This is a genomic window from Kitasatospora sp. NPDC036755 (assembly GCF_040636595.1).
In the GTDB taxonomy this organism is placed as follows: Bacteria; Actinomycetota; Actinomycetes; order Streptomycetales; family Streptomycetaceae; genus Kitasatospora.
This window is the reverse complement of the sequence record NZ_JBEZUT010000039.1, coordinates 1-10331: the sequence shown is the minus strand read 5'-3', so window position 1 is coordinate 10331 and position 10331 is coordinate 1. Positions and strand designations below refer to the sequence as shown.

Annotated in this window: 6 protein-coding genes; 4 read left to right on the top strand and 2 right to left on the bottom strand. The window is 74.7% G+C overall.

The window, feature by feature from the left end:
• Positions 1-41: 41 nt before the first annotated feature.
• Entirely contained in the window at positions 42-1148 is a 1107-nt protein-coding gene (locus AB0E96_RS08805; RefSeq protein ID WP_359820328.1) for a radical SAM protein, read from the bottom strand.
• A 48-nt stretch (positions 1149-1196) separates the two neighbouring features.
• The gene (locus AB0E96_RS08800; RefSeq protein ID WP_359820325.1) at positions 1197-1916 is read right to left on the bottom strand and encodes a Phenylacetic acid catabolic protein; all 720 of its coding nucleotides are present in this window, start codon (positions 1914-1916) and stop codon (positions 1197-1199) included.
• Positions 1917-2315: 399 nt separating this feature from the next.
• On the opposite strand from AB0E96_RS08800, the gene AB0E96_RS08795 reads away from it, so the two are divergent.
• The 4 genes from AB0E96_RS08795 to AB0E96_RS08780 all read left to right on the top strand — a co-directional run.
• On the top strand, positions 2316-2774 hold the full coding sequence (locus AB0E96_RS08795) for a PaaI family thioesterase (RefSeq protein ID WP_359820322.1): 459 nt from the start codon (positions 2316-2318) through the stop codon (positions 2772-2774).
• A gap of 178 nt (positions 2775-2952) precedes the next feature.
• A complete protein-coding gene (locus tag AB0E96_RS08790) occupies positions 2953-3120 on the top strand; it encodes a hypothetical protein (protein ID WP_359820320.1) in 168 nt (55 codons plus the stop codon).
• A 185-nt stretch (positions 3121-3305) separates the two neighbouring features.
• Positions 3306-4577, top strand: coding sequence for an MFS transporter (locus AB0E96_RS08785; protein WP_359820318.1), 1272 nt, complete (start codon positions 3306-3308; stop codon positions 4575-4577).
• Positions 4578-4840: 263 nt separating this feature from the next.
• A partial coding sequence (locus AB0E96_RS08780) for an SDR family NAD(P)-dependent oxidoreductase (RefSeq protein WP_359820315.1) occupies positions 4841-10331 on the top strand: 5491 nt, incomplete at its 3' end.

The window sequence follows — 10331 nt, the reverse complement described above, 5'->3', positions numbered from 1 at the left end:
GTGACGGCGGTCCGGCACGGTGCGGCGCTGCGGCCGCGGGCTCAGGCCTTGGTGGAGTGGTACGGGGCCCAGTGCCACTGCCGCCAGTAGCTCTCGGCGATGTCCAGCCACTGCTCCAGCCGGGCCGCGTCGTCCAGGAAGCGGTTGGCGCTGACCACCAGCCAGCTGTAGACGGCCTGGCTGTCCCGGCAGCCGCCGCAGTCGCCGGAGGTGCAGCAGAACTGCAGCGACTCGTAGTCGGCGCCCCAGACGTTGAACCCGGGGATGACCGGGTTGCCGTTGGCGACGCGGTCCTCGTGCTCGGGGGCGTCGACGCTGAGGCTGGGGCAGACGTCGTAGCCGAACCGGCCGCCCCAGTGCGTGCGGCCGGTCACCAGGGTCTCGATGAAGTACGGGTGGCTCACCACCGCGTGCGGGTACAGGTCCTTGACCCGCTGCGCCTCGTCCAGCACCCGCTGCTCGTTGGCGATCTTCAGCGGGGTCTCGGTGCCGTGCTCGCTGTAGAAGTTGAAGGTGACGATGTTGCCGTTCTCGGCGATCTTCCGCACGGTGGGCTCGATGTGCTCGACCCCGGCCTCGGAGAGCGCGTAGATGAACAGCACCCGCTGGTCGTCGCGGTAGTGCGAGAGCGCGGTGTCGAACAGGCCGCTGAACTTGGAGCCGTTGACCCGGATCGCGCGCAGGTCGTCGTCGAGCGGGCCGCCGCCGAAGATGCTGACCGCGATGGCGATCTTCTCGAAGCCCTGCTTGGGCATCGGGCGCAGGCCGTTGGTGGAGATGGTGATGTACGGCAGCTGTTCGACGAAGGCCTCGACCCGGCGCGGGACGAGGGTGGGCTCGCCGCCGATCAGGGTGGCCTGGTTGACGCCGTCGTCGGCGAGCTTGCGGGCGAAGGCCCGGATGCGGTCCAGGTCGGACAGCTCCTTGACGGCCGTGTCGAAGCCGCCCTCGAAGTACCAGCAGCCCTTGCAGCGGATGTTGCAGGTGTTGGTGAGGTGGACCTCGCAGGAGCGCACCTCGCGCCCCAGCCGGCGCAGCCGGTGCAGCCGTTCGGCCAGGTCGGGCCGGTCGGCGATGAGTTCGGCGGTGCGCGCCTTGGCCTCGCGTCGGCTCAGCGGGCGCTGTTCGATGGTGACGGGTGTTGCCATGGCGGTGGGCTCCTCGGGAGTCGCGGGATCGGCGTGCTGCTGTTCCTGCTACTCCGGGAGGCGCAGACCCAGGTTCTTGATGCGCGGGGTGACCTTCTCGCGCCACAGGTCGCAGGCCTCGCCGTTGGTGGTCTGGCGCAGGCCGAAGCGGACGGCGAGCTTGGCGCGCTCGGAGCGCGGGCTGCCGAAGATCCGGATGAAGGTCGGCCACAGCCGGTCCAGGGCCTGCTGGAGCTGCTCGCGGCCGTCGTCGGTGGCGGCGAGGTTGCGGCACACCCGGGCGCCGTGGGCGATGTGCACCTTCTCGTCGAGGATGATCGTGCGCACCGCGTCGGCCCAGGGCCGGTAGCTGCTCTGGGCGAACTCGGAGATCATCACCATGGCCGTCTCCTCCCCGATGTAGGAGAAGATGCCGCGCTCGGCCCAGGTGGTGCAGTTGTGGAACTCCTGGGCGCGGAACAGGTTGCGCTCGGCGAGCGTCTGGTTCTCCATGTACGTGGTGTCCACGCCGATCTCGCCGAGGACCCGCTTGCCGATCTTGTAGTGGTCGTACTCCTCGGCGGCGCGCTCGGCGCAGACCTGCCGTTCCTCCGCGTCGGGGGCCAGCGGCAGGAAGACCTGCACGTAGTCGTCGCCGCCGGAGAGCTCCCCCTCGGTGTTGACGACCATCCCGCGGATGGCGATCTCCCGGTACTCCTCCGGCATCGCCAGGAACTCGTCGGGAGTGCGGACCACCACCGCCTCGTCGTCCAGAATGGAAATACCCATGGCACAACACCCCGTTTCCGAAGCAGGAATCTGAAGCAGGACATGGCGGGTGTGAGCGGCCGGGGGCCCGCTTCCACCGGGGCCCTCGATGACGACCGCAAGGAAAATGACGCCGCCCCCCAGCGGCCGGCGGAGCTCCACACCGGCTCCGCTGCAGTTGCTCGGAGCGTAGGTGCTGCATTTTGGGCCGAACAAGGTCCCTAGCGAACGGTGCCGACCGGATTCGGCCACCCGGACCCTCCGGAGCGCCCGGTTCCGGCTCGGACGGCACTGCCATGACATGCCGAATTCCCGCGCGCGTAACCGATCTTGGCCGCTGACCACGGGGAACGAAGCTGGCCGGAAGCGGGCCTGGAACGCCCCGGGCGCACCACCGGTCCGACGGTTACGCTGAGCCCCATGACCACCGACTCGAACACGGCGGTCGCCACCGTCGACGTCCTCCTGGGCCCCGATCAGCTCAATGCCCTGATCGCCGACCAGTTCCCCGACTACGCCGCCTGCCGGGTCACCGCGGTGGACGCCCTCACCCTGGTGCTGGCGGTGGACGGCGACCGCCTGCGCGTCCGCCCGGGCGGCACCGTCTCGGGCCCGGAGCAGGCCGGCCTGTGCGACCTGGCCGCGTTCCTGCTGATCAACGCCCGGCTCGGCCCCACCCTGATGGCGCTGACCAGCTCGCTGCAGATCAACTTCCTGAACCGGCCGCGCCCCGGGGCCCTGCGGGTGCACGCCCGGACGGCCAAGTTCGGGCGGCGGTTGTGCGTGGTGCTGGCCGAACTGCTGGACGCCGACGACGTCCTGGTGGCCAGCGCCACGCTGACCTACGCGATCCCGCCGGCCCGCCCCGCGACGGCCTGACCGCCCTCCCGCTCCCTGCCCCGCTCCCCTCCCGCTCCCTTCCGGACCCGCCCCGCCCGATTCGCCCGGCCGCCGCCCCACCCCCGGCAGCGGGACGAATCCGACATCCTGAATACGGGGTGGGGTATATTGGCGGGACGGTCTCCACTCCCGGGAGGCCCGGAGAACGGAGAACGACATGTGCCGACGAGTCGCCTGCCGCACCTGCGGGAAGCCGACCTTCGCCGGGTGCGGGATGCACGTGGAGCAGGTCCTGGCCGGGGTGCCCGCGTCCGCCCGGTGCGACTGCGCCACCCGGGGGCGCACCCGCAAGGGCTGGTTCGGCAGGCTGTTCGGCCGCGGCTGACCCGCCCCCCTCCCGTCCGTACGCCAACAACTGGCCAGGGTGGCGCGAAAGATGACAGTAAGTCGGCCGACCTTGCGATCTTTTGGACATGGAATGATCTAAGTATTGATCCAGAGCCCGTTCCCCTCTAAATTGCGGTGCAATGTCACACTGAAGCGCCATTTGGCGTACCCTGGGGGGATACGGTGCCGGACACCGCACTCGAAGCACCGCACCAGCCCGCGAACAAGCTGCCCCGGGTCTTCTACCGGCTGGCCGCAGGCGATGCCCTGAACACGTACGGGAGCCAGCTCGACCTGATCGCCCTCAGCCTGTTCGCCTACGAGGCCGCCGGCAACGCCCTCGGCACGGCCGGGTACCTGGTCCTGCGACTGGGCGGCGGCGTCATCGGCGGCCTGGTCGCCGGGCGGCTGGTCGCCCGGCTCGAACGACGGCGGCTGATGACGGGCTGCGCCCTGGCCCAGGCGCTGGCGCTGGTCGTCGTCGCCCTCGTCCCGGCCTCGATGCGCATCCCCGTCCTCTACCCGCTCGCCCTGGTCCTCGGCGGAGCCGCCGCGGTGGCCGCCGTCGCCCTGCGCACCAGCATCCCGGAGATGGTCGGTCCCGAACGCCGGGCCCGGGCCAACAGCGTGATGGCGAGCTGCCGGTCCACCGCGATGGTGCTCGGCTTCGCCTCCGCGGGCGTGGTGGTGGCCTGGGCGGGCTTCCGGGCCGCCCTGCTCATCGACGCGACCAGCTTCGTCCTCTTCGGGGCCCTGGTGGTCCGGCTGCCCCTGCCCACCCGCGCCGCCCGGCCCGCCGAGCCCACCGAGCCGGCGGCCGAACCGGACCCGGCCGCCGCCGAACCCCGGCGGCGCGGCCCCCGCTGGCAGGCACTGATCGTCCTGCGGGCCGCCCCCGTGGTGGGCGCCATGGCGGGCATCCGGCTGCTGGACGCCTTCGGCTCCGCCGCCCACAACATCAGCCTGCCGGTCTTCGCCAACCAGTCCTCCCCCGGCAACCCGGCCACCCTGCTCGGCACCTTCTGGGCCACCTGGGCGATCGGCAACCTCGGCGCCCAGCAGCTGGTCTCGCGGTTCATGCTGCGGCGCGGCATCGAGCCCGGCGAGCGCGGCTTCGCGCTGGGCACCTGCCTGATGTCCGCCTGCTTCATCCTGATCTTCACCGACCTCCCGACCCCGCTCTTCCTGCTGGCCGCGATCGGCGCCGGCCTCGGCGACGGCTTCACCGAGATCTCCTACACCACCCGGATCCAGGCCCTCGCCGACGAGCGGCGCGGCGAGGCCTTCGGCATCCTCGCCTCCGCCGAGAACATCGGCATGGGCACCGGGATGCTGCTGAGCGGCTCCCTGCTGGCACTGCTCAGCCCGCTGACCGTGGTCGGCGTCTCGCACTCCGTCCCCATCGTGCTGGCGCTCGGCTTCCTCGTGATGGTCGCCCGCGCCCGCCGCCGCTGAGCGGCCCGCCCGGGCTCCTCCCCGAACCCCGGCGCCCCCCGCGCCGTCCGCACCGCCACGCCGTACGCACCACCACCACGTACGCACCACCACGCCGTACGTCCGCACACCCGGCGCCCCGCGCCCGTCCGCACGGCCCGCACCGCACCACGGCGCCCCCGCGCCGCCGCCCACCGTTCCACGCCACCCGTCTCCGCTCCCCTCCCTGCCCCGGGGCGGCCCACACCCGCGCCCCGGCACCGATCCGAAAGGTGCCGAACCTCATGAGTCCCACCGGTCCCGACCACGGCCGGCTGCGCGCCCTGGAAGCCCGGCTGCTGCTGCGCCCGGAGATCGCCGACTGCGCGCTGCTGCCCGTCGAGCACGAGAACGGCCGCCCCGGTCTGCTGGCCTACCTGGTGCCCGCCGTCGACGACGATCCCCAGGCCCTGCGCCGCCGGGCCGCCGCCGCGCTGCTGGACGCCGACCCGAGCGCCGACGTGCGCCTCCTGGACGGCATCGTCCGCACCCCCGAGGGCGAACCCGACGCCGCCGCCCTGGCCGCGGCCTTCACCCGGCCGCCCGCCGCGCCCGGCCCCGCCCTGCGCCACCTGCGCGAACTCACCGACCGCTGGCGGCCGTTCGGCGAGGCCTCGGCCGCGACCGGCCCCGCCCCGACGGAGCCGACGGCCGCGCCCCAGGGTCCCGGCACGGAGGCCGTCGGCGCCCCGCTGCCCGCCCCCGCGCCGGACGCGCCCCGCACCCTGCCCGAGGCCCTGCGGCGCGCCGCCGAGCTGCACCCCGACCGCGGGCTGCACCTGGTCCGGGCCGGCGGCGGGACGACCAGGGTGACGTACCGCCAGCTGCTCGACCGCTCCCGCGAGATCCTCGCCACGCTGGCCTCCGCCGGGCTGCGCCCCGGGGACCGGGTGATCCTCCAGGTCCCGGAGCCGGAGCTCTACTTCCCGACCCTGTGGGCCTGCCTGCTGGGCGGGGTGCAGCCGGTGACGGTCGCCCGCCCGCCGGACTTCCACGAGCGCAACCCCGTCCTGGAGAAGCTCTGGCACGCCTGGCAGACCCTGGAGGAGCCGCCGGTGCTGGCCTGCGGCCCGGCCGTGGCGGGCCTGGAGCGGCTCGGCGAGCTGTACCCGGCGCCGGGTCTGCGGGTGATCGCCGTCGACCGGCCCGCCGACACCGACCGGCCGGACGCCACCGACCGGCCGGACGCCGCCGGCGCCGAGCACGCCCCGGCTCCCGGCGACGTCGCGATGCTCCAGCTGTCCTCCGGCAGCACCGGCCGCTCCAAGGCCGTGCAGATCACCCACCGCGGCATCCTGGAGTACGTGGCGGGAGCGGTCTCCCAGGGCTGCGACCCGGCCGACACCACCGTCAACTGGCTGCCCCTGGACCACGTCGCCGGTCTGCTGATGTTCCACCTGCGCGACGTGGTGCTGGCCGCCGACCAGGTCCAGATCCCCACCGAACTCGTGCTCGCCGATCCGCTGGTCTGGCTGGACGCGCTGGAGCGCCACCGGGGAGCCCACTCCTGGTCGCCCAACTTCGGCTTCCGGCTGGTCGCCGAGGCCGTCCGTGCGGCCGGGCCGGGCCGGCACTGGGACCTCTCCTCGGTCAAGTCGCTGATCAACGCCGGGGAGCAGTGCACCGAGGCGGTGCTGGACGAGTTCCTGGCCGCCACCGCCCCGTTCGGCGTCCGCCCCGAGCACCTGCTGCTGGGCTGGGGCATGGCCGAGACCTGCACGGTGATCACCTACAAGCGCTACCACGAGGACGGCGCCCGCCGCCTGGTGCGCACCGACTCGCTGACCGGCCGGCTGGAGCCCGCCGACCCGGCCTCGGCGGAGCGCGGCACCGGTTTCCTCAGCATGGGGCGGCCCGCGCCCGGCACCCGGATGCGGGTGACCGACGACGACGGGCGGGTGCTGCCCGAGCTCTGGGTGGGCCGGCTCCAGGTGCGCTCCGGCCGGGTGACGCCGGGGTACCTGAACAACCCGCCGGCCAACCAGGAGTCCTTCGTCGGCGACGACTGGTTCGACACCGGGGACCTCGCCTTCCTGGTGGACGGCGAGGTGGTGCTCACCGGCCGTCGCAAGGAGATCATCATCGTCAACGGCGTGCACTACTTCTGCCACGAGCTGGAGGACGTGGTGGCCTCCGTGGCGGGGGTGCGCTCCGGGCACGTCGCGGCCTTCGGGGTGCCGGACGAGCGCACCGGCACCGAGCAGCTGGTGATCGCCTACGTCCAGAGCGACCCGGACGCCCCCGCGCCGCCCGTCGCCGCCGAGGTGCGGCAGCTGCTGGCGGCCCGCCGCCAGCCGGCCCCCGCGCTGGTGCTCCCGGTGCCAGCCGCCGACTTCCCGCGCACCACCAGCGGCAAGATCCAGCGCACCGCGCTGCGCCGGCGGCTGCTGGACGGCGAACTCGACGAGCACATCGTCGCGTTGGACCTCGCCGAGGCCAACGCCCGGACCCTGCCGGACTGCGTGCGGCAACTGGTGTGGGAGCCCCGCCCGGTCACGGCGGCCCCGACGGCCCCGCTGAGCGAGGAAACGATCCTGCTGCTCGGCCCGTCCGGCCCCGGCACCCTCACCGAGGCGCTGGCCGCCGCCCTGCCGAACGCCCTGGTCGTGGACCGGCCGCCGACCACCGACCCCGAGGACTGGCTGCGGGCCCTCGGCGACCGGCCCGCCGACCGGCTCGTCTACCTGTGGAGCGCGACGGACGGGAAGGACGTACCCACCCCGTCGACCGACGGAGAGGACGCCTCCGCCCCGCCGGCGGACGAGGCGCTGCTCGCCCTGCTGCGGGCACTCCCCGCCCGGGCCCCGGTCGGCGAGCTGGTCTCGGTCAGCACCGGACTGCACGCCGTGCTCCCCGGCGAACTCCCCCGGCCCCGGGCCGCGTTGACCGCCGCGCTGACGGCCGGGGCACGGGCCGAACAGCTGGTGCCCACCGCCCGGCACCTCGACCTGCCCGACGGCGCACCGGCCGCCGACCGGGCCGCCGCCCTGCTCACCCTGCTCGCCGACCCCCGCCCCGAGCCCGAGACCGCCTGGCGCGCGGGCCGCCCGTGGGTGCCCCGGCTGGGCACCGCCGACACCGGCCCCGGGACCTCCCCCGGGCCGGACGGGCCCGGCTGCTCGCTGCTCACCCCCGGCGCCCACTACCTCGTCACCGGCGGACTCGGCGGGATCGCCGCCGAGCTGCTGCCCGGGCTGCTGCGCGAGTACGGCTCCCGGCTGCTCATCGTCGGCCGCAGCGACCTCGACGCCCCGACCGCCGAGGCGGCCGAGCGCCGGGCCGCGCTGCGCCGGCTGGCCGCGCAGGGCGGACAGGTCACCTACCGCCAAGCCGATGTGACGGACCGTCAGCAGTTGTCCGAGGTGCTCGCCGAAGCCGAGCGGGAGTGGGGGGCGCCGCTGGACGGCGTGCTCCACCTGGCCGGCGGCTACCGCCTCGCCCTCCTCGCCGACACCGACACCGAGGGCTGGCGCGAGGCCGTCCGCGCCAAGAGCGAGGGCACCGACCACCTCGTCGAGCTGGTCCGGCAGCGGCCCGGCGCCCAGTTCGTCGCCTTCTCCTCGATGATCGGCCTCCAGGAGGCCGTCGGCTCCACCGGGTACGCCGCCGCCAACCGCTACCTGGAGAGCACCGTCGAACGGCTGCGCCGGGAGACCGCCACCCCGGCCTGGACGATCTCCTGGGGCCTGTGGAGCGGGATCGGCATGAACCGCGACGCCGAGAACGAGCAGGCCGCCGCCGGACGGGGCATCGCCGTGCTGAGCGCCGCGCACGGCCGCCGGCTCGCCGCGCTGCTGCTGGCCGGCGCCCCGGGCCACCACTACGCCGGCCCGGACCCGAGCTCCCCCGCCGCCCGGCGCCGCCTGCTCGCCGCCGAGCCCCGCCCGGTGTCCGCCCCGGCACCGTCACCGACACCGTCCACCGCGACGCCGTCCGGCGCGGCACCGACACCGGCACCGGCACCCGCCGTACGGGCCAGCGCACCCGCCGCCGGGCAGGCCGCATCCGCCGGTCTGCGCCGACTGGTCCTGGACGCCTTCGAGTCCGTCCTCGACGGCCCGCTCGACCCGGGCCGCCCGCTCGCCGACCTCGGCATCGGCTCCCTCCAGCTGATGCGGGTGCACGGCGCGCTCAGCGCCGCGCTGCCCACGCCCCCGGCGCCCACCGAGCTGTTCCGCCACCCCACCGTGGACGCCCTGATCGCGCACCTGGCCGCCGAACCGGCCGCCCCCGCCGCCGCGTCCGCCCCGGCCACCGCCCACGCCGGATCCCCCGCCGCCGGACCGGGCGAGGACCGCCGGGTGGCGATCGTCGGCCTCGCCATGCGCCTGCCGGGCGCCGACACCCCGGAACAGTACTGGCGGAACATCGTCGAGGGCGTCCGGAGCACCACCCGGTTCACCGAGGAGGAGCTGGCGGCCGCCGGGCTGCGGGAGGAGGAGTACCGCCACCCCGACTTCGTCCCGGTCACCGGCGCGATCCCCGACATCGACCACTTCGACGCCGAGGCCTTCGGCATCAGCGGCACCGAGGCCGCCCTGATGGACCCGCAGCAGCGCCTGCTGCTGGAGATCTGCCGCCAGGCCCTGGAGGACGGCGGCTACGACGCGCCGGACCCGGAGCGCCGGGTCGGGGTCTTCGCCGGCACCGGGATGACCCTGTACGCGCTGCGCACCTACTACCAGCACACCCTGGCCACCACCGCCGACCCGGCCGAGCCGCTCGCCGCCCTGCAGACCGCGATCGGCAACCAGGCGGACTTCGCCGCCACCCGGGTCGCCTACCGGCTGGGCCTCACCGGCCCGGCGATCGGCGTCCAGACGGCCTGCTCCACCTCGCTGGTCGCGGTGCACCTGGCGGTGCAGTCGCTGCTGGCCGGGGACTGCGAGCTGGCCCTGGCCGGCGCCTCCGCCCTGCACATCCCGCAGGCCGCCGGCTACCGCTACGAGGAGGGGTCGATCCTCTCCCCCGACGGCGCCTGCCGGGCCTTCGACGCCGGGGCGGGCGGCACGGTCGGCGGCAACGGCGTCGCCGCCGTACTTCTCAAGCGCCTCGACCGGGCCCTCGCGGACGGCGACACGATCCACGGGGTGATCCTCGGCTCGGCCGTCAACAACGACGGCGGCCGCAAGGTCGGCTACACCGCGCCCAGCGTGGACGGGCAGGCCGCCGTGATCGGCCGGGCCCTGGACCTCGCGGGCGTGCCGGCCGAGAGCATCGGCTACGTCGAGGCGCACGGCACCGGCACCCCGCTCGGCGACCCGATCGAGTTCCGGGCGCTGGACCAGGCGTTCCGCGCCCGGACCGGGGCCACCGAGTTCTGCTCGCTCGGCTCGGTGAAGCCCAACATCGGCCACCTGGACACCTGCGCGGGCATGGCGGGCCTGATCAAGGCCCTGCTGGTGCTGCGGCACGGGACCATCCCGCCGCTGGTGAACTTCACCAGCCCCAACCCCGCGCTGGAGCCGGCCGGCAGCCCGTTCCGGCTGGCCGCCGAGCGCCGGGACTGGCCGCAGGGCCCCGCCCCGCGCCGGGCCGGGGTCAGCGCGCTGGGCGTCGGCGGCACCAACGCCCACCTGGTGCTGGAGCAGGCCCCGGAGACCGCGGCGGTGCCCGCGCCGAGGCCGGCCCCGACCGTGCTGCCGCTGTCGGCCCGCACCGCCCAGGGCCTGACCGAGCTGGCCACCCTGCTCCGCGACCGCCTGGACGCCGAACCCGCCCTCGCGCCCGGCGACC

Excerpts from the sequence above, each read along its gene's own strand:
- AB0E96_RS08805 (WP_359820328.1), bottom strand. The coding sequence starts at position 1,148 with ATGGCAACACCCGTCACCATCGAACAGCGCCCGCTGAGCCGACGCGAG.
- AB0E96_RS08800 (WP_359820325.1), bottom strand. The coding sequence starts at position 1,916 with ATGGGTATTTCCATTCTGGACGACGAGGCGGTGGTGGTCCGCACTCCC.
- AB0E96_RS08795 (WP_359820322.1), top strand. The coding sequence starts at position 2,316 with ATGACCACCGACTCGAACACGGCGGTCGCCACCGTCGACGTCCTCCTG.
- AB0E96_RS08790 (WP_359820320.1), top strand. The coding sequence starts at position 2,953 with ATGTGCCGACGAGTCGCCTGCCGCACCTGCGGGAAGCCGACCTTCGCC.